The sequence below is a fragment of the Actinomadura rugatobispora genome (genome assembly GCF_042656285.1).
Classification (GTDB): Bacteria; Actinomycetota; Actinomycetes; order Streptosporangiales; family Streptosporangiaceae; genus Spirillospora; species Spirillospora rugatobispora.
Genome location: NZ_JBHSON010000121.1, coordinates 11,923 through 31,511, shown reverse-complemented (window position 1 = coordinate 31,511; position 19,589 = coordinate 11,923). Strand labels below are relative to the sequence as shown.

Annotated in this window: 22 protein-coding genes; 9 read left to right on the top strand and 13 right to left on the bottom strand. The window is 72.3% G+C overall.

Going from position 1 to position 19,589, the window contains the following annotated elements; all coding sequences use genetic code 11:
* The coding region (locus ACFPZN_RS49815) for a hypothetical protein (RefSeq protein ID WP_378291137.1) at positions 1-205 on the top strand (205 nt) is incomplete at its 5' end.
* A gap of 52 nt (positions 206-257) precedes the next feature.
* Here the strand turns inward: ACFPZN_RS49815 and ACFPZN_RS49810 are convergent.
* Entirely contained in the window at positions 258-1,109 is an 852-nt protein-coding gene (locus ACFPZN_RS49810; RefSeq protein WP_378291135.1) for a helix-turn-helix domain-containing protein, read from the bottom strand.
* A gap of 71 nt (positions 1,110-1,180) precedes the next feature.
* Between ACFPZN_RS49810 and ACFPZN_RS49805 the strand changes: the two genes are divergently transcribed.
* Positions 1,181-2,032, top strand: a complete 852-nt coding sequence (locus ACFPZN_RS49805; RefSeq protein ID WP_378291133.1) for a phytanoyl-CoA dioxygenase family protein — start codon at positions 1,181-1,183, stop codon at positions 2,030-2,032.
* A 24-nt stretch (positions 2,033-2,056) separates the two neighbouring features.
* Here the strand turns inward: ACFPZN_RS49805 and ACFPZN_RS49800 are convergent, their stop codons facing one another.
* Positions 2,057-2,461: an ArsR/SmtB family transcription factor gene (locus ACFPZN_RS49800; protein WP_378291131.1), complete on the bottom strand. Its 405-nt coding sequence runs from the start codon at positions 2,459-2,461 to the stop codon at positions 2,057-2,059.
* A 101-nt stretch (positions 2,462-2,562) separates the two neighbouring features.
* On the opposite strand from ACFPZN_RS49800, the gene ACFPZN_RS49795 reads away from it, so the two are divergent.
* A complete protein-coding gene (locus ACFPZN_RS49795; protein WP_378291129.1) occupies positions 2,563-4,557 on the top strand; it encodes a heavy metal translocating P-type ATPase in 1,995 nt (664 codons plus the stop codon).
* Positions 4,558-4,763: 206 nt separating this feature from the next.
* On the top strand, positions 4,764-5,546 hold the full coding sequence (locus ACFPZN_RS49790; RefSeq protein WP_378291127.1) for an SDR family NAD(P)-dependent oxidoreductase: 783 nt from the start codon (positions 4,764-4,766) through the stop codon (positions 5,544-5,546).
* A gap of 11 nt (positions 5,547-5,557) precedes the next feature.
* Here ACFPZN_RS49790 and ACFPZN_RS49785 read toward each other — a convergent pair whose 3' ends face one another.
* From ACFPZN_RS49785 to aztA, 5 genes are all read right to left on the bottom strand, one after another.
* A complete protein-coding gene (locus tag ACFPZN_RS49785; protein WP_378291125.1) occupies positions 5,558-5,947 on the bottom strand; it encodes a hypothetical protein in 390 nt (129 codons plus the stop codon).
* A 22-nt stretch (positions 5,948-5,969) separates the two neighbouring features.
* The gene (locus ACFPZN_RS49780; RefSeq protein WP_378291123.1) at positions 5,970-6,686 is read right to left on the bottom strand and encodes a DUF6882 domain-containing protein; all 717 of its coding nucleotides are present in this window, start codon (positions 6,684-6,686) and stop codon (positions 5,970-5,972) included.
* A complete protein-coding gene (locus ACFPZN_RS49775) occupies positions 6,683-6,886 on the bottom strand; it encodes a hypothetical protein (protein ID WP_378291121.1) in 204 nt (67 codons plus the stop codon). Before ACFPZN_RS49775 ends, ACFPZN_RS49780 begins: the two co-directional genes overlap by 4 nt.
* Positions 6,887-6,950: 64 nt before the next feature.
* Entirely contained in the window at positions 6,951-7,421 is a 471-nt protein-coding gene (locus ACFPZN_RS49770; RefSeq protein ID WP_378291119.1) for a DUF4279 domain-containing protein, read from the bottom strand.
* Between the two features lie 9 nt (positions 7,422-7,430).
* Positions 7,431-8,093, bottom strand: a complete 663-nt coding sequence (aztA, locus tag ACFPZN_RS49765) for a zinc ABC transporter ATP-binding protein AztA (RefSeq protein WP_378291117.1) — start codon at positions 8,091-8,093, stop codon at positions 7,431-7,433.
* A 48-nt stretch (positions 8,094-8,141) separates the two neighbouring features.
* Here aztA and aztB point away from each other — a divergent pair, with 48 nt between their 5' ends.
* Genes aztB through aztD form a run of 4 tightly spaced genes read left to right on the top strand, consistent with a single transcriptional unit; the run spans position 8,142 to position 12,397 of the window.
* On the top strand, positions 8,142-9,026 hold the full coding sequence (gene aztB / locus ACFPZN_RS49760) for a zinc ABC transporter permease AztB (protein ID WP_378291115.1): 885 nt from the start codon (positions 8,142-8,144) through the stop codon (positions 9,024-9,026).
* Positions 9,023-10,222 (top strand): hypothetical protein, encoded by a 1,200-nt coding sequence (locus tag ACFPZN_RS49755; RefSeq protein ID WP_378291113.1) that lies wholly within the window; start codon positions 9,023-9,025, stop codon positions 10,220-10,222. The genes aztB and ACFPZN_RS49755 overlap by 4 nt, the downstream gene beginning before the upstream one ends.
* The gene (gene aztC, locus ACFPZN_RS49750; RefSeq protein ID WP_378291111.1) at positions 10,216-11,166 is read left to right on the top strand and encodes a zinc ABC transporter substrate-binding protein AztC; all 951 of its coding nucleotides are present in this window, start codon (positions 10,216-10,218) and stop codon (positions 11,164-11,166) included. The genes ACFPZN_RS49755 and aztC overlap by 7 nt, the downstream gene beginning before the upstream one ends.
* Positions 11,167-11,203: 37 nt before the next feature.
* Positions 11,204-12,397, top strand: a complete 1,194-nt coding sequence (gene aztD, locus ACFPZN_RS49745; protein WP_378291109.1) for a zinc metallochaperone AztD — start codon at positions 11,204-11,206, stop codon at positions 12,395-12,397.
* 97 nt (positions 12,398-12,494) lie between these two features.
* On the opposite strand, the gene ACFPZN_RS49740 is transcribed toward aztD, so the two are convergent.
* Positions 12,495-14,165 (bottom strand): TROVE domain-containing protein, encoded by a 1,671-nt coding sequence (locus tag ACFPZN_RS49740; protein WP_378291107.1) that lies wholly within the window; start codon positions 14,163-14,165, stop codon positions 12,495-12,497.
* Positions 14,166-14,457: 292 nt separating this feature from the next.
* On the opposite strand from ACFPZN_RS49740, the gene ACFPZN_RS49735 reads away from it, so the two are divergent.
* Entirely contained in the window at positions 14,458-14,715 is a 258-nt protein-coding gene (locus tag ACFPZN_RS49735) for a hypothetical protein (RefSeq protein ID WP_378291105.1), read from the top strand.
* Between the two features lie 169 nt (positions 14,716-14,884).
* Here ACFPZN_RS49735 and ACFPZN_RS49730 read toward each other — a convergent pair whose 3' ends face one another.
* The 5 genes from ACFPZN_RS49730 to ACFPZN_RS49710 all read right to left on the bottom strand — a co-directional run bounded on the left by ACFPZN_RS49730 (position 14,885) and on the right by ACFPZN_RS49710 (position 19,418).
* Complete coding sequence (locus ACFPZN_RS49730; protein WP_378291103.1) at positions 14,885-15,505, bottom strand: hypothetical protein; 621 nt, start codon at positions 15,503-15,505, stop codon at positions 14,885-14,887.
* Positions 15,506-15,543: 38 nt separating this feature from the next.
* Positions 15,544-16,161, bottom strand: coding sequence for a PASTA domain-containing protein (locus ACFPZN_RS49725; RefSeq protein ID WP_378291100.1), 618 nt, complete (start codon positions 16,159-16,161; stop codon positions 15,544-15,546).
* Positions 16,162-16,244: 83 nt separating this feature from the next.
* Positions 16,245-17,066: an SAM-dependent methyltransferase gene (locus tag ACFPZN_RS49720; protein ID WP_378291098.1), complete on the bottom strand. Its 822-nt coding sequence runs from the start codon at positions 17,064-17,066 to the stop codon at positions 16,245-16,247.
* A 499-nt stretch (positions 17,067-17,565) separates the two neighbouring features.
* The gene (locus ACFPZN_RS49715; RefSeq protein ID WP_378291096.1) at positions 17,566-17,955 is read right to left on the bottom strand and encodes a hypothetical protein; all 390 of its coding nucleotides are present in this window, start codon (positions 17,953-17,955) and stop codon (positions 17,566-17,568) included.
* 20 nt (positions 17,956-17,975) lie between these two features.
* On the bottom strand, positions 17,976-19,418 hold the full coding sequence (locus tag ACFPZN_RS49710) for a sialidase family protein (RefSeq protein ID WP_378291094.1): 1,443 nt from the start codon (positions 19,416-19,418) through the stop codon (positions 17,976-17,978).
* Positions 19,419-19,589 lie beyond the last annotated feature (171 nt).

The window sequence follows — 19,589 nt, the reverse complement described above, 5'->3', positions numbered from 1 at the left end:
GACCCACCAGAACGCCATGCGCTGGTACTCCTTCGACCCCTTCACCCACATCCCCCGCGACAAGGCCACCGTCGGCGCCCTGCGGCAGGCCGCCGAGGGACACGACGTGTCCGTCCAGTCCCGCAGCCACCGCGTCATCTCCCCCTCGGAGAAGCTCCAGGGCTACCGCGATCGCGCCCAGCGGGCGGTGGCGGCCAGCCGGTGAACCGGTGGCGCCGGCGATCTCGGTGATGCCCCCGGGCGGCGAGAGCGGGCGTTCAGGCGGTGGCGTCCCGCCGGTAGCGCGACGGGGTCGTGCCGGTCTCACGGCGGAAGGCGGTCGCGAAGTGCTGGGACGAGGAGTAGCCGAGATCCGCCGCGAGCATGGTGATCGGCAGGTCCGTCTCGCCGAGCAGCAGCCGGGCCCGCTCGATGCGCAGGCGGGTCCGGTACCGTCCGGGGGTCTCGCCGGTCTCGCCGCGGAACAGTGCGGTGAGGTGCGCGGGCGACAGATGGGTGGCGGCGGCCAGTTCACCGACCGTCAGGCCGTCGGCCAAGTGGGTCTCGATGAGCCGCCGGGCTTGGGCGACGGCCGGGTGCAGCGCCGTACGGCGGCCCGGCCGCGGCCCGTCGGCCAGCCGGGACGCCTCGATCACGAGCAGGGCGGCGGTGTGGGCCAGGCCGGACACGCGCAGCGGCTCGTGTGCGGTGACCTCCCGCAGGAACAGCTCGAACGGCGTGACCATCGACCCCGCGTCCGTGATCACGAACGGCCGGCTCTCCCGCCAGAGGGGGCGCAGGTCGTCCGGCGGCATGAAGGCGGCGGGCGCGAGGGCGGCGAAATAGAAGTGGTAGGGCGCCGTGCACGAGGCAGCCATCGCGTGCGGCACGCCTGGAGGGACCGCCAGCAGGCCGCGCGACGGCACTTCGCAGGCGCGGCCGGCCACGGTCCACCGGGTCGGCGGCCCGGCCAGCTGGAGGTACAGCTCCCAGACGTCGTGGACATGGGTCTGGATCACCCAGCTGGTGGGGGCGTGCTGGTCGCCGGCGTGGACGAGTCCGGGAACGCCCGCCCGCCGCAGGTGCGCGTGGAATCCGGCGCTGAGTCCAGCGGGCCGGTCGATGGACACCCGCGAATTATGTACAGGCGTCCGGGGATCGTGCACGCGACGGAAGGGCCGGTCGTCATAGCGTCCCGGGCATGGCGAACCTACCCTTCACGTCGCTGCCGACCGATGACGATGTGGCGTTCTACCGCGAGAACGGGTACTGGATCTCCCCGCCGATCCTCGGTGACGAGGTCCTGGACGCCGCCGAACGCGGCATGCGCCGCCACCACGCCGGCGACGTCGACCACGGAGTGCCCGGCGACCCCGACGGGAGCCTGTGGGGATGGCGTGCCGCGGACGGCGACGTGCTGCGCAAGAACGACTTCGCCTCACTGCGGGTCGAGGAACTGGCGCTCCTGGTCCACCAGCCCGTCATCGCCGCGTGCGCCGCCCGGCTCGCCGGGGTGCCGGAGATCCGGCTGTGGCACGACCAACTCCTCCACAAACCCGTCGGCCAGGGGCGGCGGAGCAACGTCGGCTGGCACGCCGACCGCCATTACTGGCGCGTCTGCTCCAGCCGGGAGATGCTGACCGCCTGGGTACCGTTCCACGACATCACCGAGGCCCACGGGCCGGTGATGTTCGTCCAGGGCAGCCACCGCTGGAGCGAGCAGGCCGATCTCAGCTTCTTCGATCAGGATCTGGCCGCGATCGAGCGTTTCGCCGCCAGGCACGATCTGCGCGTCGCCAGCGCCACGCTCGAACGCGGGCAGGTCAGCTTCCACCATTGCCGGACGCTGCACGGCAGCGGTCCCAACCGCGGCTCGGGGCCGCGCCGGTCGATCGCCGTCCACCTGCAACCGGGCGACAACCGGCACGTCCCCGGCGGGGTCGGCGCCGCGCACGACATCGACCGGCTGGTCGCGCTCCGGCCGGACGGCTCGCCCGACTACGCCGATCCTGCCCTGTGCCCCCGCCTGTGGCCGCCCGCCGGCCATCCGTAGATCGTTGGCGCGCGGCAGGCGGCGTCAGTACTCGCCCGGCTTCGCGGTGGCGGCGGTGGCCTGTCGCGGAGTCTCGGTGAGACCCAGTTGCAGGTGTTCGATGTGGTAGAGGGCGTGGTCGAGGAGCTCGGCGACGTGGTTGTCGTACAGGGCGTACACCACTGAGCGGCCCTGCCGGGTGCCGGTGACCAGGCCCAGGTTGCGCAGCAGCCGCAACTGGTGGGAGCAGGCGGACTGCTCCATGCCCACGGCGTGGGCGAGCTCGGTGGCCGGCAGCGGGCCTTCGCGCAGCCGGGCCAGGATCAGCAGCCTGGACGGGGTCGCGAGGGCCTGCAGGGTGGTGGCCACCTTGGCGGCGCTGGCCGCGTCCAGGGGTTTGCGCGGGACGGCGCTGTCGACGCTGTCGGCCTTGGCGGCTGCATGACCCATGGCGTGAGTCTATCCGCAGCCCCTTTTACATGAAGACATGTTCATCTATTCCTGTATAGTGGGCGCGCCTCCTGCCCGTGTGCTCACGAAGGACCCCGGCCATGGTCTCCACGCGCGTCACGCCCGCTCCGCCCCGAACCGGTGAAGCGGCGGCTCCACGGCACCGCACACGCGTCCTCGCGCTGGCCGAGGCGCGGTGGGCCGCGGCCGCCCTGGCGCTGTTCCTCGCCGCTCTGCCGCTGTACCTGCTGGACGCGCCCGCGTGGACGTGGGGCCCTCTGTTCGCCCTCGTCTACGCGACCGGCGGGTGGACGCCGGGCCGGGAGGGCATCCGGGCACTGCGCGATCGGACGCTGGACGTCGATCTGCTCATGGTGGTCGCCGCGCTCGGGGCGGCCGCCATCGGGCAGGTGCTGGACGGCGCGCTGCTGATCGTCATCTTCGCCACCTCGGGCGCCCTGGAGGCCGTCGCCACCGCGCGCACCGCCGACTCGGTCCGCGGCCTGCTGGATCTGGCGCCGGACACCGCCACCCGCCTCACCGGAGACGGACGCGAGGAGAGGGTGCCCACGGAGCGGCTCGCCGTCGGCGAGGTGATCCTCGTCCGCCCGGGCGAGCGGATCGGCGCCGACGGACGGGTGCTGGACGGGACCGGCCACGTCGAGCAGGCCACCATCACCGGCGAGCCGCTGCCTGTGGCCAAGCGGCCCGGCGACGAGGTCTTCGCGGGCACCCTCAACGGCACCGGCGCGCTCCGGGTACGGGTCGGCCGGAACCCGTCGGACTCGGTCATCGCCCGCATCGTGTCCATGGTCGAGGAGGCGTCACGGACCAAGGCGCGCACCCAGCTGTTCATCGAGAAGGTCGAACAGCGCTACTCGATCGGCATGGTGGCCGCCACCCTCGGCCTGCTGGCGGTTCCGCCGGCCTTCGGCGCCGCGCTCGGCCCCAGCCTGGAGCGGGCGATGACCTTCATGATCGTCGCCTCGCCGTGCGCCGTCGTGCTGGCGACGATGCCGCCGCTGCTGGCGGCGATGGCCAACGCGGGCCGGCACGGCGTGCTGATCAAGTCGGCCGTCGTCATCGAGCGCCTGGCGCGGGTCGACGCGGTCGCCCTGGACAAGACCGGCACCCTCACCGAGGGCACGCCACGCGTCGTCGACATCCGCCCGCTGCCGGGGAGCGGACTCGGTGGTGACGATCTGCTGGCGCTGGCGGCGGCGGCCGAGCACCCCAGCGAGCACCCGCTGGGACGCGCCATCGTGGGCGCCGCCCATCAGCGCGGCCTCAAGCCTGCCGCGGCGAAGGACTTCGTCTCCGTCCCCGGCCGCGGCGTGAGCGCCACCGTCGACGGCGTCGACGTCAGCGTCGGCAACCCGGACCGGCTGCTGTCCGGCCTGAACGGGCAACGCACCGCCGAAGCCGCGAACGCGGCCGCCGACCTGGACCGCCAGGGCCGCACCGCCGTCCTGGTCACCGTCGGCGGCCGTCCGGCCGGGGTGCTCGGCATCGCCGACCGCCTGCGGCCCGACGCCGCGACCGCCGTCGCCTCCCTCGCGGCGCTGACGGGGACCCGGCCGGTGCTGCTCACCGGCGACTCGTCCCGCGCCGCCGTCCGCCAGGCGGGCGAGGCCGGTGTCACCGACGTGCGCGCCGGACTGCTTCCGCAGGACAAGGTGGCCGCCGTCAGGCAGATGGAGAGCGCGGGGCGCAGGGTGATGGTGGTCGGCGACGGCGTCAACGACGCTCCCGCCCTCGCGGCGGCCCACTGCGGGGTCGCCATGGGCAAGGCCGGCTCCGACCTGGCGCTGGAGGCCGCCGACGCGGTGGTGGTCCGCGATGAGCTGGCCGCCATCCCCACGGCCGTGGCCCTCGCGCGCCGGGCCGAGCGCCTCGTGCGGCAGAACCTCGCCATCGCCGGGGCGTTCATCATCGTCCTGGTGACCTGGGACCTGGCCGGGCACCTGCCGCTGCCGCTGGGCGTCGCCGGACACGAGGGCTCCACGGTCATCGTCGGCCTCAACGGCCTGCGGCTGCTCCGCGAGTCCGCCTGGCGGCGCGCCCGTCCCAGCGGCCGGGGAGGCGCGTTCGTGTAGCATCGGCGCATGGGTTCCTGATCTTGTCCCCGCGTCCGCGGCCTCCGGCCCCGCGAGGTGAAGCGTCCGAGCCGATCAGGTCCCTCGGTTCATCGATCTCAGTGCTCCGGCTCCGCTCGCGTGCGCGTCGTCCCTGACGTGCGGGGCGGCCCGCGGTCCGCCGTGCCTTCCGATCACCCCGCTGAGCGCACCCCTGAGGAGACACGATGATCGATCCCCGCCTTGCCGGCCGCAACGTCCTGGTCACCGGAGGCGCCGGCAACATCGGCGCGGCCATCAGCCGCGCTTTCGCCGCCCAGGGCGCACGCGTGGCCGTTCACCACCTCGCGCAGGACGCTCCGGCGCCCGGGAACGCCGAGTGGGCCCACGCCACGCCCGACACCGGCGCGGCCCGCGAACTCGCGGACGAGCTCGGCAACGGCTCCTTCGCGATCAGCGCGGACCTGGCCGAGCCCGAGGCCGCGCGCCGGCTCGTGGCCGCGGTCGCCGACCGGCTGGGCACGATCAACGTCCTGGTCAACAACGCGGCCCACTGCGAGACGCCCGACACCCTCGACACCCTGACCCACGGCTCGCTGGAACGGCACTACCGGGTGAACGCCATCGCCCCGGCGCTCCTCACGGCCGAGGTGGCACGCCTGCACCACGACGGTGAGCCGCTGTCCATCGTCAACATCACGACCGACGCCGCACGGGCGTTCCCCGGCCAGACCGGTTACGGGACGTCGAAGGCCGCGCTGGAGGGCCTCACCCGATCCACCGCACTGGACCTGGCCGCGCGTGGCATACGGGTGAACGCCGTCGCCCCGGGCCCCGTCCAGACCGGCTGGATGGACGAGGACGTCCTCGCGCGGGCGACGGCGATCGTGCCGATGGGCAGAGTCGGCGAACCCGGCGACATCGCCGACGCCGTCGTGTACCTGGCCTCCCATCAGGCCCGCTGGGTCACCGGCCAGGTGGTGCAGGTCGCCGGCGGGCACGCGCTGTGACCGGGGGCGGGTCAGGCAGATCCGTCCCAATGCTCCCGGTCGTCGTCCAGACGGGGATCGCAGCAGAAGTGGTTGTCGCAAGGATCGCCCACTTCGCTGGCGTAGGCGGCGAAGTGCCGGAGAGGGTTCAGGACGGCCTGCGCGGTGCGGACTTCCAGCGCCGAGGCCGTTGGATCCAGCGGTTCGCCCCACGTGGACGGCGTGTCGTCGATGTCGAAGCACCTGACGCCGTCCACGAACAGTGTCCAGAGTGGGTGATCGGGAAAAGCGTTGATCCGCAGGACCCACCAGCGGCCGTCGACTTCGGCGGCGGCGGGGAAGTACCTGTGCCCCGTCCTGTGCCAGCGCGGCTCGGCCTCCAGCTCGCTGTACGACATCCCTCCAGTGTCCTCGCGCCGCATGAGGGTCCGTGCGGCCGGGGGTTCAGTTCACGGTCACGTGGTCGAGGAGGCCGTCGGCGGTGAAACCGGCGGTCAGGCCGTGGCCGTCGGCGTGGCGGCCGTCGATGACGGCGCCGGACTCCCTGATCCTGAAGCCGTAGTGGGCGGCGAAGCCGCGGACGACCCGGCGGTGGTCGGCGGGGAAGACCTCGATGGCCCGCATGATGAGCCGGGCGGCGTCGAGGCGGGGGAAGGCGTCGGCGGGAAGTCGCGGGTCGTCGACGTGCAGGAAGGCCGAGCCCTGGCCGTCGTTGACGCGGTACGCGTGGACCCCGTTGCCGCCCAGCAGCGCGGCCGCCGCGATGACCATCGTGGTCGCGGCCTGGTAGGGGTCGGGGAAGCCGGAGAAGTCCTGGTGGCCGGTGGCGAACTCGGGGATCCGACGCCGCCGCCCGAACTCGCGGATCTCGCGGACGCGGCTGAACGCGGGCAGCGTCAGGTCGAAGTGGGGGTTCTCCCACAGCCACAGCCATGTTCGGGGGAGGTGGGAGAAACTGCCCAGGAGGGTCGTGCCGTGGAAGGTGCGGTCGCCGCCCACGGTCATGACGCCGTCGTGCATGTCGAACTGGACGTGGCCGTCGCCGAGGGCGTCGATGAGGATCTCCTGGCGATGGATCGCGGCGGCCGATCCCTCGCACCCGAAGGCTTCGAATTCCGGGCTGTGAACGCCGCCCCGAGTCGGTCGCCCGCGCTCGCTCATCGGCGGTCGGTCGCGAACGCTGCGCCGCTGTAGAGCGGGTTCTTGCTCGCGCCTTGGACGATGCCGGGGCCGGAATCCTCCCAGCCCGACAGCCAGATCAAGAGGAACCACGCGGCCGGGACGCACGCGATCGCCGTCGCCGGCCACCCCAGCGTCACGAACCGGCAATCCACGCTGCGCCGGGGGCGCGTCTCCGCCATGCCGGCGACTCTGCCAGGGCGACCGCGGCCGTTTCAACCTGCGGAACGCACCGGTGGAGCGCGGTCATCCGTATTCGTCGACGTCCAGGTAGGCGCCCGTCATGAGGAGGAATTCCAGCACCCGCCGGTCGAGCCCCCATCCGAGGAGCTGATGCTGACCGGCGAGCTTCTGCAGCGCCGCCCCGGGCGGGCTGAGTTCCTCCTCCTCGCCGTCCTCGTCATCGAAGTAGCGGACGACCTCGAGGACCGCGCCGCCGTGCTCGGGACCGTGGACGCCCAGTTCCCGGGACAGTGCCACGACCCGATCCCGGTACGGGCCGAGCCGCTCGATGATCCGGTCGATCTGCTCGTCGACCCTGAGCCCGCGCTCCCTGCACACGATCTTCCACGTGTGCACCGCCGGCCGCGGCGGATCCACCGTACGGCTCCCGCGGACGGTCACCTCGTCCGGTTCCAGGCCCAGCCGGGCCGCCATCTCCGCCGCCGGGACGACCGGGCTGCGCAGCGCGAAATAGGCGTACTGGCTGATGCGCATCCGCGCACCCTAGTGCAGGATCGCGTCCGGAGGGCCCTGGCGGACGAGGCGGCCGTCGTCCAGGAGCAGGCAGTGGCCGGCGCGCCGGGCGGCGCCGGGGTCGTGGGTCGCGTGGACGACGGTGATGCCGTCGCCGGCCAGGTCGTCGATGATGTTCATGATCCGTTCCTGGGCGTCCTGATCGAGTCCGGCGGCGGGCTCGTCCAGGAGCAGGAGCCCGGATCGCTGGGCGAGTCCCTGGGCGATGAGCGTCCGCTGGCTTTGGCCGCCCGACAGCTCGCGCAGCTGCCTGCGGGCGAGATGGGCCACGCCGACGCGCTCCATGCATTCGGCGATCACGGCCTTGTCTTTCCGGTTGAGCGGTCTCCACCAGCCGCGGTGCGCCCAGCGCCCCATCGCGACCGCGTCTCGGACGGTCATGGGCAGCGCGGCGGGGATGTGGACGCGCTGCGGCACGAGCGCGGGACGGCCCGCGCCGGCGTGCTCCACAGCCCCGTCCGAGGGAGTCAGGCAGGCGGCGAGGACGCCGAGCAGCGTCGACTTGCCCGAACCGTTGTGCCCGACGAGCGCGGTCACGCGGGCGCGCGGCACGGTGGCGGTGATGTCGTGCAGCACCGTCGTCGCGCCGTAGCCGGCGCTGACTCCGCGCACCGTGATCGCCGTCTCTGTCACGGATCCCCCCTTGAAACTGATAACGGTTTTCATTGTAGAGTGCCCGGCATGGACTGGCTCCTCGCCCCGTTCGGGGTGTCTTTCGTGGAACGGGCGCTGTGGGGCGGGTTGCTCGTCTCCGGCATCTGCGCCCTGGCCGGCACGTGGGTCGTGCTGCGCGGGATGGCGTTCCTGGGGGACGCGATGTCGCACGGCATGCTGCCGGGCGTCGCCGCGGCCTCGCTGCTGGAGGGCAGCCTGTTCCTGGGTGCGGCGGTCAGCGCGGTCGCGATGGCGGCGGGGGTCACCGCCCTGTCGAGGTCGCCGCGGCTGTCGCAGGACACCGGGATCGGCCTGCTGTTCGTCGGGATGCTCGCCACCGGCGTGATCCTGGTGTCGCACTCGCAGAGCTTCGCGGTGGACCTGACGGCGTTCCTGTTCGGCGACGTGCTGGCGGTCCGTCCGGGCGACCTGGCCGTGCTGGCGGCCGCGCTGGTCGCGGCGGCCGTCGTCGCCGCCGCGGGGCATCGCGCCTTCGTCGCCCTGGCCTTCGATCCGCGCAAGGCCCGGACCCTGGGGCTGCGGCCGCGGCTGGCGCACGCGCTGATGCTGGGCCTGCTCACCCTGGCTATCACCGCGTCCTTCCACGTGGTGGGCACCCTGCTGGTGTTCGGACTGCTGATCGCCCCGCCCGCGGCCGTCGTGCTGTGGGCGCGCAGCGTCCCGCTGGTCATGGCGGGCGCGGCACTGCTGGGCGCGCTGTCCACGGTCGCGGGGCTGGTCGTCTCCTGGCATCTGGGCACCGCGGCCGGCGCCACCATCGCCGCCACCGCCGTCGCGCTGTTCTTCCTCTCGGCGCTCGCGGCCGGCCTGCGCGACCGCCGGCCCCGTCACGCCCCGCCGCCTCCGCGCGGGGGCGGCTCTCCGAGAAAGGAACCCGAGTACACCTCATGATCTGTGGCAGCAGAGGACGCGCATGGACGGCCGCCGCCGCGGCGACGGTCCTGCTGGCGGGGTGCGGCGGCGACTCCGGCTCCGGGGGCGCCTCCGCGGCACCGCAGCAGACGCCCCACGGCTACGTTCACGGCGCCGAAGAGGCGGCCGAGCCACAGTGGCGGCTGATCCTCGCCGAGCCGGACGGTGGCGCGGTCCACACGCTGGATCCCGCCACCGGCAAGGCCGCCGCCGTCGGCACGGTCCACGGCATCGAGGCGGTCGGCAGCGACGGGCGCTTCGCCTACCTGGCCACCGGCGGCGGAGTGCGGGTCCTCGACACCGGGGTCTGGACGGTCGACCACGGCGACCACGTGCACTACTACCGCGCCCGCGCCCGGATGCTGGACCTCGTCCCGGGCACGGGCGGTGCCGCCGACGTTCCCGGCATCGCGGGCGACCTCGCCCTCACCGCATTGTCGGCGCGCGAGGGCGTACGCGTGCTGGACCGCAAGTCCCTGGACGACACCGGGCGGATCGCCGAACCGGTCAAGGTCGCGGGCCGGGTGGCCGTCCCGTACGACGAGCACCTCCTGGTCGCGTCCGCCGGGGAGGGCCGGGTCACCGTCCACGACCGCACAGGCCGCGAAGTGTCGCGGTTCTCCGAGCCCTGTCCCGATCCGCGCGGGCAGGCGACGACCCGGCGCGGCGCCGTCGTCGGCTGCGCCGACGGGGCTCTGCTGGTGACCGGGAAGGACGGCGCGTTCACGGCGAACAAGATCGCCTATCCCGGCACAGTTCCGGAGGACGAACGCGCGGCGGAGTTCCGCCACCGTCCGGGGTCGCCCGTCCTGGCCGCCAAGGCCGGCGCCAAGGGCACCTGGGTGCTCGACCTGGCCGCCCGGAAATGGACCCGCGTCGGCTCGGGCCCCGCGCTGGCGGTGAACGCGGTGGGCGAAGACGCCCCGGTACTCCTGCTGGGCCGCGACGGCACGCTGCACTCCTACGACCCGGCCTCAGGCGAGCAGGAGGCGTCCAGGCGGATCCTCGGCGAGCCCGGCGGCGAAGCGGTGATCGAGGTGGACAGCGCGCGCGCCTACGTCAACGATGCCGCCGGAAAGGCCATCCACGAGATCGACTACAACGACGACCTGCGCCTGGCCCGGACGTTCGACCTCCCCTTCGCCCCGGTCCACATGGTGGAGACGGGATGGTGAGCGCACCGAGCGCTTTCGGACGGCGCCGCCTCGCCGTGGCCGTCCTGGCCGTGCTGTCCCTCGCGCTACCGATCTCCCTGGCGGGCTGTTCCGCGGCGGGCTCCGAGCGCTCCGGCGTCGTGGTCACCACCAACATCCTCGGCGACGTCACCCGCGCCATCGTGGGCGAGCAGGCCGAGGTGACCGTGCTGATGAAGCCCGGCGCCGACCCCCACTCGTTCGGCATCTCCGCGCAGGAGGCCGCGCGCGTCGAGAACGCCGCCCTCCTCGTCCACAACGGTCTCGGCCTGGAGGAAGGCGTGGCGCGCAACGTCGAGGCGGCACGCCGGCAGGGAGTGGCCGCCCTCGCCGTGGGCGAGTCCGTCGACCCGCTCCCCTACACCGAGGGGAAGACCGCACGGCAGCCCGACCCGCACTTCTGGACCGATCCAGTCCGGACGCTCAAGGCCGTCGATCTCATCGCGGCCCAGGTCGTGCGGCGCGTTCCCGGGGTGGACGCCGCGAAGGTCCGCGCCAACGCCGCCGCCTACGGCAGGCAGGTCAGGGAACTCGACGCCTGGATGAGGCAGCGGTTCGCGGCGATTCCGGCCGACCTACGCAGCCTGGTGACGAACCACCACGTCTTCGGCTACCTCGCCCGGCGCTACGGATTCACGGTCATCGGAGCCGTCATCCCCAGCGGCACCACGCTCGCCTCGCCCAGCGGCTCGGACCTCAGGTCGCTGGCCGACGCGGTCCGCCGGGCCGGGGTCCCCGCGGTCTTCGCCGACTCCTCCCAGCCGGACCGGCTCGTCCAGGTCATGGCGCGGGAGACCGGGCTGAACATCAAGGTCGTCCCGCTCTACTCGGAATCGCTCACCGGCGCGGACGGCGGAGCCCCCACCTACCTGCGGATGATGCGCGCCAACGCCGAGGCCATCGCCTCCGGCCTCACCGGACGATGACGCGGCACGACCCCGAACAAGAGAGCGGAGAGCAGCAATGAACAAGGTGAAGTCACTCCGGCCGCGTACCAAGGCCGTACTGCCAGGGGCGATGGTCGCGGTCGCCCTAGCGCTGAGCGCCTGCGGACAGGACGACCCCGGCAACCGGCCCGCCGCGCGGAGCGAAGCGCCGGCACCCGCCGCGGTGAAAGTGAAGGAGCCGCTCGTCGTGACCTATGACGGCGGCCTGCACATCCTGGACGCCGCGACGCTCAAGGTCGTCCAGAGCATCCCCCTCCCCGGCTTCATCCGGGTCAACCCCGCCGGGAACGGCCGCCATGTCATGGTCTCCACCTCGACCGGGTTCCGCGTCCTCGACGCCGCGGGGGCGACCCTGACCAAGGACGAGTTCGCCGCGCCCAAGCCGGGTCACGTCGTGCACCACGCGGGCAAGACCGTGCTGTTCTCCGACGGCGCCGGCAAGGCCACCATCTTCGACCCCCGCCGGCTCGGCGACGGGCTCCCCCAGTCCACCACCCACACCGCCCCGCACCCCCACCACGGCGTGGCCATCGCCCTCGCCAACGGCGAACTGGTGATCACCCTCGGGGACGAGGAGAAGCGCCCGGGCATCCAGGTCCTCGGCGCGGACCGCAGGGAGGTGGCCCGCAGCGAGGACTGCCCGGGCGTGCACGGCGAGGCCACGGCCAAGGACGAGACCGTGGTCATCGGGTGCGAGACCGGAGCCCTGCTCTACCGCGACGGCAAGATCACCAAGGTGCGGGCGCCCGACGCGTACGGGCGCGTCGGCAACCAGGCCGGCCATGAGGACTCCCCCATCGTCCTGGGCGACTACAAGACCGACCCCGACGCCGAACTCGAACGTCCCGAGCGGGTCTCCCTCATCGACACCCGGTCGGGAAGCCTGAAACTGGTCGATCTGGGCACCAGCTACACGTTCCGCTCCCTGGGCCGCGGTCCGCACGGCGAGGCCCTGGTCCTGGGCACCGACGGCGCCCTGCACGTCATCGACCCCGAGCGGGGCGAGGTCACCAGGAAGATCAAGGTCATGGACCAGTGGCGGGAACCGCTGGAGTGGCAGCAGCCCCGCCCCGCCCTCCACGTCCGCGACCACACCGCCTACGTCACCGACCCCGCCGGCAAGAAGCTGCACGCCGTCGACATCGACTCGGGGAAGGTCACGCTGACCGCGCAGCTGCCCCAGTCCCCCAACGAGATCACCGGCACCTGAGGACGGGCGCGGCGGCACGGCGCCCTGTACGCCGTCGCCGCCGCGTGTCACCAGGGTGTGGTCGGGACGTCGTCCGGCCCCGCGCTCATCTCCTCGGTCAGGCGGTCTCCGCCGCCTCGCCGGGGCGGCGGACGAATCCGTTCACGACCATGGGCAGCGACGCGTCCAGGCCGGCGATGTTCAGCACCCCGCCGCCCCGCGGATCGGCGATGGAGTGCCCGACGGGGGTCATCGCCGCGACGACCACGCGCACGGCCGGGTTCACCGCGCGCCTGTAAGCGGCCAGTTCCTGCGCCGGATGCCGCTGGCCCGCCCAGGTCTCGTTGTCGGTTAGCACCACGACCCCGTCCACCGCGAGCCGCTCCTCGCGCGCGTACACGAACGGCAGCGACAGGTCGGTGCCGCCGCCCGACGCCCGCCACGAGCCGATCTCCCGCAGGTTCGTGCGGGCCGTCACCTTGGACGCGTGCACGCCGGTGTCGACGTCGATGACGTGGCAGCCGCCGCCCTCGATCCGGTTGAGGATGACGGCCATCGCGTTCGCGACCTCGTAGGTGCTGCCCAGCGGAGACCCGCCCGAGAGCACCTTCGTGAAGGTCATCGACCCGGAGGAGTCGACCGCGACCAGCAGCCGGCGCCCCGACGGCTCGATGTGCCCGAACGACAGCTCGTACGCCTCCTCCAGCGCGTCGACCACGGCCGGGACCGGGGACCAGCGCTGCTCCTCGGCGCGCGGGTGGGGCTTGGCCGTCCCGGACCCGTACACGCGCAGGGCGAGGAACAGGTCCATCGGGTGGACGCGGGCCCTGGCCAGGGCGCGGGCGTCGGTCAGCCGCGCCGCGGCGCGGCGGGTCGCGTCGCCCATCGGCTTCAGCGTGCCGATGCGGGTCATCCGGGCGAGGTTGCGGATCAGCGCGGTCATCCCGATGGTGTCGACGAGGGCGTCCCACACCCCCGGGTCGGTGAGCACGGCGTCGGGGAGGAACTCCCACAGCACGCCGCGCTCCCGCACGACCCGGACCGCCTCGGCGGCGGTGGTGACCGACCGGGCCGTCAGGTAGGCGTCCACGGCGGGCAACTGGGCGCGGGCCTCGGCGTCGGTGACGTTCCCCGCGATCCAGCCCAGCAGCGCGCGGCGGGCCGGGGAGTCGGCCTTGGGGTGGGCGATGCGCAGCGCGTCGCGCAGGTCGAACGCCTCGCCCGCGGGCGTCCTGCGCTGCCGGGCCTTGCAGACCCGCCACGCCACCTGGTCCACCTCTCCGGTCAGGAACCAGGAGGCGAACATGCTCCGTGCCGCGCGTCCCGCGACGGGCGCGGTACCGCTCCCGGACCGGGACGCCTTGCCGCCCAGATTCTTGTAGTAGCCGAAGAAGGAGGCGAGGTGGTCGGTGGTGCGGGCGACCTGGGCCAGCGCGCCCTTGGCCGCCTGGCGGGCCGGCGGGTCGCCGAAGGTGAACGCGGCGGCCAGCGCGAACAGCGCGGGCCGGTTCTTGGGCGCCCGCGGCGGGCGGGCGGTGGAGATCTCGGTCGCCAGCCGCACCACCCGGGCGCCGTCGGCCTCGACCGCGTCGAACACGACCGCCGCGTTGTCGTCGGTGAGCTCGGCCTCGCCCGCGTAGTAGGTGCCGCCGACCGTGCCGAGGATGAGAAAGTCCTCCAGACGGGTCCACACGTCCTTGGCGAACCCGTACCCGCCGGCGTCGTTGCGGACCTGCTCGGCCGCCCGGCCCGGAAGGGGCCGTGTCTGCGGCGTCTCGACGGTGGACACGGACGTGAGGGGATCACGGGCCATGGTCCGGCCTCCAGGGCTTCGACGGGGAATTGCGCGGACACACGGGGAGAGCGGATGTGGTGACACCCACCGGGTTTTCGGCGCTCTACCTCTGAGCTACACCGGACTTCCGCCCGATGGCGGGATTCGAACCCGCGACAACCCCATTTGCAGTGGTAACCGACGGGCTTCGACCCGCTCTCCCCGCATGTCCGGCTTCGCACGCCGGGCCGGGAGCCTGCACGGATGTAGAACGACGACCACCGGAGATTCTCTGGAAAGGTAACCGATGGCCTTCGACCCGCGCGGGCACCGAGCCCGACGTACCGGATCAAAGTTATCGATCATCGACGACATCCGCACTCGATTATTTCTGGTCCGCCATCGCGGCGCGACGCAGACGCCGGAGACGAAGGCCTGGCTCACCGACGAGCTGGTCGCGCTCGACCCGCACAAGGCGGCGCTGTGCCCGGCGCGTCGGCCGCCTCCTCACAAACGCCGCTCACGGCGGACCTGGGCAAGATGGTCCGCGACCACACCGCCGTGAAGGTCAAGCCGTTCTGCACCGGCCAAGCGAGGCCTGCACACAACAGGCCGCGCCCTGTCCGGGGGCCGTCACAAGCCCAAGTGGCGGCGTGGCAACCCCTTGCTGCCGATCGCCGTGCCCATCAGGCTCCCGGTCGCGGGAGACCTGACTTGTGTGACGTCGTGACCACCTAATTCTCAAGGCCGAACACGGTGGACACTCGCTGTGCAAGCTCTTCCTCGGTGACCGTGGAATCCACCCTGAGCCCGTGGAGGCCCAGTTGCCGGGTCTGCTCGGTGAGCCGGTCGGTGAACAACGCGTCGCGCTGGAGCAGGTTCTGCAGCGCCTGCCGCGGGTCACCGGTCTTGGCGATGAATCCCCATGCCGGGCCGCCGCGGCCGTCGAACACCGCCTGGCGGAACTGGGAGGTCGGCAGCAGCCACACGGCGTGGCCCACGTCGGTGAGCAGGGGGTGGACGAGGTCGGGCAGCAGCCGGAAGCCCTCGGCGATCACCGGCCGGTCGGCGGGGAGGGCGAGAAGGTCTTCAATGATCAGGTTGAATCCTTCGCCGTGGAACCAGTGAAAGGTATCGAGCATCTCGCGCGGACTTCTGGCCACCCAGCGTTCGTCCATGTCCATGGCGGCGAACTCGCCCAGGTAAGGAGCTTGTTCCACGGGCATGCGGCGGGCGTGGCCGGGCATGGCCGCGTCGGTGTCGTAAATGCGCATCCCATACCGTTCGGCGATGCGTCGGGCGAGCGTGGATTTTCCGGACCCGCTGCCGCCGCCGATCCAGTAGACGTGGCGCAACCGCTCCCGCCGAACGTCTCGGGACATCCCGAAGGCGACTACGGGGTGCATGATCCCTTGCTGTCGGCGACTCGCAGGTTCAGCGTCGTGCCGTAGTGCTGGCGCATGCTCTGGCCGGCGGACGGGTCCTGGGCGCAGACGGCGCGTTCGAGGTGTGACCTGTCGTCGTATCCCTCGGTCACGATGGGCTGGCTGCTGACGATCGGAAAGCCGAGTTTCAAGGCGGCCTGTTTGGCCTCATTGCCGGTCTTGCCGACGAAGTTCGGCACGACCGGCCAACTGGAGACGCGCCCGTCGGGCGGACAGGGCACCTGCGGGGGCAGGAAGCCGAGCTCCACCTTCTTCGCCTGAGAGTCCTCGACCTGCGTGCAGACGATCCAGGTACCGGAGTAGGACTCACCATCGAACAGATGATTGTCAGGCAGAGCCCTGTACGCGGTGGTGTAGGCGGGCCAGGAGCGCCTCAACTCGCCGCTGACGGCATCGAGCGTCTTCCCTTTGAAGGAGGGCAATACGGGTGACGAATGTTGCGATCCTGCACCGCGCTCCGCGTCTGCTCCGGCGGAGGTGCTGCCATCGCCCCCGTCCGAGCAGCCGGCCAAGCCGAGCGCGGACATCGTCAACAGACTGAGAACAAGTGGCTTGATCCCTGCCATGTGCCGCTCCCGAGCGTGACCGCGTCGGCCGGCCGCACCCGCGCTCGGCACCAACGCGACAACGATGTTGCGCAGATCCCTGTTCAGGATTTGCGCCCTACTCCTGACAAGACGATGTGGTCGATTCCATCGGCGGGTGTGAGGTTCGGCCCGTCCGGCCACCAGTCGCGCAGATAGGTGAGCCCGGGCTCGACCAGCCGCAGCCCTGAGAAGAAGCCTTCGATCTCTTTACGGCTGCGGAAGTTGCCCGAGCCCATCGAACTGTTGTTGAACACATCGGAGATGTAGCGGGCGATCTGGCTGGCCTCGCTGTCGTCGTCTGGATCGTGCCAGTGGGTCAGCGCGAGATACGAGCCGGCGGGCAGCAGTTCGACGTACTCCTGCATGATCTCGTCCGGCCGCTGCTCGTCGGGGACGTGGTGGATGGTCGAGCACTGGATCAGCCCGATCGGCCGGGACAGATCGAGATGAGAGGTGATCACCGGATCGGCGAACAGGTCACCGGGACGGGTCAGATCCCCCGTCACGAATCGGGTGTTGTCGTTCTCCTCCAGCAGCGCCCTGCCATGCACGGCGACCACCGGGTCGATGTCCACGTACACCACGCGGGCGTCCCGGTTGAGGCGCTGGACGGCCTGATGGGTGTTCTCCGCCGTGGGCAGCCCCGAGCCGCAGTCGAGGAACTGGTCGATCCCGGCCTTGACCAGGAACCGCACGGCACGGATCAGCCATGCCCGATGCTCTTGCGCGAACCGCAGCGACTGGGGGATCTGCTCGATGACCTGGCCGGCGACGCTCCGGTCCACCTCGAAGTTGTCCTTGCCCCCGAGAAAGACGTCATAGACACGGGCGATACTCGCCTTCGTGGGATCGATCCGGGCCGACGCCGGGTCATCCTGAGCCATGTGTCCTCTCCAAGCCTGTGATCACCACCAGGGTCGAATACTAGGGGAAACCACCAGGTTTGGACGGCCCATACACGCCAGACCGCAAGCCCATCCACCCTCGCACCTCCTGTGGGCCGCACCCCTCACTCACCCCAAAACCGCCGGCGTCCGGGCGGGCCCGCGCCATGGGTGACAGGGGCAGCCGTTTTCGCGGGCCTACGCGGAGCCCGTCTCACGCCATGCAACCCCCCGCCAGCGTCGGCCCGTCTCGGCGTATGCCAGGTATCCACCCGGTGCCCGTGGCGTTCGGCCACGGGACGCACGCGGCGGCCATTGCGGATGGGTCCGGCCCGGATCAGGATGGTGGAAAGGTGTCGGGTGATCTCCCGGCGGAGTGGTGGAGGTGTTGCTGGTGAACGCCGCAACCGTGCGGTGCGCCTCGGCATGCGCACCAGACGCCGCCCACACCGCTTCGCTCACCGCCTGACCCGTTCGCACGCGCGGTGGGCGCATTCCCTCACTCGCCGCGGCCGGGTTCGGACTGCTGCCCCACGCCGGCGGCGTCGCGGGTTCGCTTGCGTGCCTGCTGGCCGCCGGCCTGGGGATGAGCGTGCACGCGCTGTTGTCGCGCGTGCTGGCCGCCGAACTCGTCGCCGGCGCGATCGGCAGGCAGCGCGTCTACTCCACCTTGATGATCGCCATCAACGTCGCCGCCTCGATCGGCCCGTTCCTGGCCATGCTCACCTACCGGGGCGGCGACGCGCGACCGCTGTTCATCGTTATCGCCGCCTGCTACCTGCTGGCCGGAGCCTCCCTGGCCTTCGGCGTCCCCGCGCACCTGCGCACCCCGGCCGCCACCACCCGCCGGCCGGTCGGCCGCACGATGCTGCGCGCCGGCCGTCATCATCGTCCGGCCGCGGGCTCTGATCAGGGGGTGGTACGGACGTGGGCGGCGGCGCAGGCGGGGGCGTCGGGGGCGGACCAGGTGCTGGTGAAGCCGTGGCCGGTGGCGACGAGGCCCATCTGCTCGCCCACGAAGAAGCCGCGGGGGCTGGACGCGTCGGGGATGCGGGGAGCCCGGCGCATGTCGAACGACCTTGTCGTGAGGCGGTTCTCGCGCCACTTCGCGGTCGGGCCCGTGCAGGGGACGCCGGGGACGGGACGGCAGCGGGCCAGCCAGCGGTCGGTGAGCAGCGGCGTGCCGGGACCGTTGTGGCGGAAGTCGGAGTAGGAGACGGCCAGGGTCCCGTCGCGGCCCACCGCGGCCGAGACGGTGAAGGCCTGCTGGTCGCCCGCGGGGATCGTGGTCGGGGTCCGGTTCACCTTGATCGGCTCGGTCCAGGTGCGGCCGCCGTCGCCGGACGAGGTCAGGGCGACGCCGTCGGCGGCGCCGCCGCCGAACCGCGCGTCCTGCCAGACCGCGTACAGCCGGCCGGTGCGAGGGTCGATGGCGGTGTCGGAGAGCAGGCTGGTGGTGTGCGATACGTGGTCGCCCGTCTCGGGGTCCTGGATGGTGATCCTGGACCTCATGTCGGCGATCTTCCGCGGCGCGGACCAGGTCGCGCCGCCGTCGGTGGAGCGGACGGCCTGCAGGCTGTACTCGCTCAGGCCGGGGCCGCCCCTGAAGCGGATGTGGGTGTGCAGGTCCAGCAGGGTGCCGTCGCCGAGCACGGTCAGGCGGTGCCCGGTGGCCATGCTGCCCTCGGCCGGTTCCACCACGATGCGGGGAGGCGTCCAGGTGCGCCCGCCGTCGGTGCTGCGGCTGATCCAGCCCTGGTTGCGAGTCCGCGCCTCCGCGGGGAAGCGCGGGCCGACCACGTACAGCACGTCGGGGTCGCGCGGGTCGGGCACCGCCTGACCGGCCGCGACCACGCCCTGCCGCGGATCCGGCTCCTCCAGGATCACCGAGGGGCGGGTCCAGGCCCGGCCGTCGTCGGAGCGGACCGACAGCGCCGCGGACGCCGACCCGTCGGCCATGTCGACGCCGGCGGTGACCACGAGCCCGCCGTCGCGGGTGAAGGTCGCCATGGGATCGTCGACGTAGTCGTAGCGGCCTCCCGAGCAGCGGGTCAGGCCCCGCACCACCGAGCGCTTCCAGGTGCGGCCGCCGTCGCGGGTGACCGCGGCGACCACGCCGCGGTGGTGGTCCTGCGGCCACACGGCGGCGATCCGGCGGGGGTCGGACGGGTCGGCGGCCAGGGTCGGCTCGATCGCGCCGTCCGCCTTCTCCGCGTCCAGGGCCCCGGGAGCGCAGCCGGAGAACGGGCTGTCGCCGGACAGCCGTGACCGCTCACCTCCGTCCGCCACGGCGGCGGAGACGGGCAGCAGCGCGATCACCGGTGCGGCGAGGACGGGCAGGGACTTGCGCATCGCGAACTCCTTCCAGATGGTGATCGCGATTGTCCGAACCCGTTCACGGGGCCGTCGTCCCACACCCGAGGTAACCTCTCGTGCTCCCCCGGGCGCAGACGCACCGACCGGCGCTACTCCCGGCCCCCTCCCGGTGAGGGCCCTCTACCGTGGGACCGCCACGAGTTCTCC

Bases quoted from the DNA above. Each gene is read 5' to 3' on its own strand.
- ACFPZN_RS49720 (WP_378291098.1), bottom strand. From the start codon at position 17,066: ATGGCTCAGGATGACCCGGCGTCGGCCCGGATCGATCCCACGAAGGCG.
- ACFPZN_RS49805 (WP_378291133.1), top strand. From the start codon at position 1,181: ATGGCGAACCTACCCTTCACGTCGCTGCCGACCGATGACGATGTGGCG.
- aztD (WP_378291109.1), top strand. From the start codon at position 11,204: ATGAACAAGGTGAAGTCACTCCGGCCGCGTACCAAGGCCGTACTGCCA.
- ACFPZN_RS49800 (WP_378291131.1), bottom strand. From the start codon at position 2,461: ATGGGTCATGCAGCCGCCAAGGCCGACAGCGTCGACAGCGCCGTCCCG.
- ACFPZN_RS49775 (WP_378291121.1), bottom strand. From the start codon at position 6,886: ATGGCGGAGACGCGCCCCCGGCGCAGCGTGGATTGCCGGTTCGTGACG.
- ACFPZN_RS49770 (WP_378291119.1), bottom strand. From the start codon at position 7,421: ATGCGCATCAGCCAGTACGCCTATTTCGCGCTGCGCAGCCCGGTCGTC.
- aztC (WP_378291111.1), top strand. From the start codon at position 10,216: ATGGTGAGCGCACCGAGCGCTTTCGGACGGCGCCGCCTCGCCGTGGCC.
- ACFPZN_RS49725 (WP_378291100.1), bottom strand. From the start codon at position 16,161: ATGGCAGGGATCAAGCCACTTGTTCTCAGTCTGTTGACGATGTCCGCG.
- ACFPZN_RS49735 (WP_378291105.1), top strand. From the start codon at position 14,458: ATGGCCTTCGACCCGCGCGGGCACCGAGCCCGACGTACCGGATCAAAG.
- ACFPZN_RS49790 (WP_378291127.1), top strand. From the start codon at position 4,764: ATGATCGATCCCCGCCTTGCCGGCCGCAACGTCCTGGTCACCGGAGGC.
- ACFPZN_RS49755 (WP_378291113.1), top strand. From the start codon at position 9,023: ATGATCTGTGGCAGCAGAGGACGCGCATGGACGGCCGCCGCCGCGGCG.
- aztB (WP_378291115.1), top strand. From the start codon at position 8,142: ATGGACTGGCTCCTCGCCCCGTTCGGGGTGTCTTTCGTGGAACGGGCG.
- ACFPZN_RS49710 (WP_378291094.1), bottom strand. From the start codon at position 19,418: ATGCGCAAGTCCCTGCCCGTCCTCGCCGCACCGGTGATCGCGCTGCTG.
- ACFPZN_RS49795 (WP_378291129.1), top strand. From the start codon at position 2,563: ATGGTCTCCACGCGCGTCACGCCCGCTCCGCCCCGAACCGGTGAAGCG.
- ACFPZN_RS49715 (WP_378291096.1), bottom strand. From the start codon at position 17,955: ATGATGACGGCCGGCGCGCAGCATCGTGCGGCCGACCGGCCGGCGGGT.
- ACFPZN_RS49780 (WP_378291123.1), bottom strand. From the start codon at position 6,686: ATGAGCGAGCGCGGGCGACCGACTCGGGGCGGCGTTCACAGCCCGGAA.
- ACFPZN_RS49785 (WP_378291125.1), bottom strand. From the start codon at position 5,947: ATGCGGCGCGAGGACACTGGAGGGATGTCGTACAGCGAGCTGGAGGCC.